The organism is Flavobacterium enshiense (assembly GCF_040750275.1).
Classification (GTDB): Bacteria; Bacteroidota; Bacteroidia; order Flavobacteriales; family Flavobacteriaceae; genus Flavobacterium; species Flavobacterium enshiense_B.
In genome coordinates, this window is sequence record NZ_JBDOCV010000035.1 from 1 (window position 1) to 924 (window position 924).

Annotated in this window: 1 protein-coding gene; it reads right to left on the reverse strand. The window is 31.1% G+C overall.

The window, feature by feature from the left end:
* Positions 1 to 222: 222 nt before the first annotated feature.
* Positions 223 to 780: a hypothetical protein gene (locus tag ABGT15_RS14690; RefSeq protein WP_367232214.1), complete on the reverse strand. Its 558-nt coding sequence runs from the start codon at positions 778 to 780 to the stop codon at positions 223 to 225.
* Between the last annotated feature and the right edge of the window lie 144 nt (positions 781 to 924).

The window sequence follows — 924 nt, forward strand, 5'->3', positions numbered from 1 at the left end:
GTTTTTGAAAATTTTAAACCAAAACCTTTTAACGTAAGGTTTCAGTTCGCACGGGGAGCCATCCATTATAACGTCCCGCCGGCTTTGTGAAGTGGCGGAATTTTGTTACTGATGTTGGCAAATATACCGAAAAAATCAAAGAGAAAATGACGAAACAAAGTGAAGATTTTAAATCCCGATCGTCCCATTAAACACTAACCCCGCCATTTCACAAAACCGCTGTTATGCGATGGTATAATTTGTAATTTTTGATTTTAATATATTATAAACATTTTTCACGTTTTCAATATTGTAAAGTATTAGATCTTCTTCGCTATAATTCACTCCAACTCTGTAGTTAGTTAATGATTTTGATTCAGCAAAAAGAGATTCTTTGTCACCAATAATTATACATCCATTTCCATATGCATTTTCTTCAAATTCAATTTGCGGAAAATCCTCGTAGTTAAAGAATTTTTCAATTAAATTTTTATGATTTATTATCAATAGTCGTTTATTGGTCATAATATATTTCCATTTGAATGCCACTAAATATCTTTTGTAATAATTTTTTATAACAATGAAGACAAAAAAAGGATAGGCAATTAAAATGAAAAGAAAATAGATTCCGAAACCTTCTGTCAATTCTTTTAAAGAGCTTTTTGAGATAATAAAATATAGAAAAAAAGGAAAAATAAAAAACATTGGAATTTTTACCCAATCCTCATTTCTTAAAGGAGGATATTTCTTTTTTGGTATTAATAACTCTATTGATTCTTCAGGATTTAGGTTTATTTCCATATCGTTTTTCAATACTATCGCATAACGTCCCGCCGGCTTTGTGTCAGGCGGGGATTTTTATTACTGACGTTTGCAAATATACCGAAAAGAATGAAAGAAGAAGCCTCACTTCGGAGAAGAAATGCAAACACCGACCTTTACCGA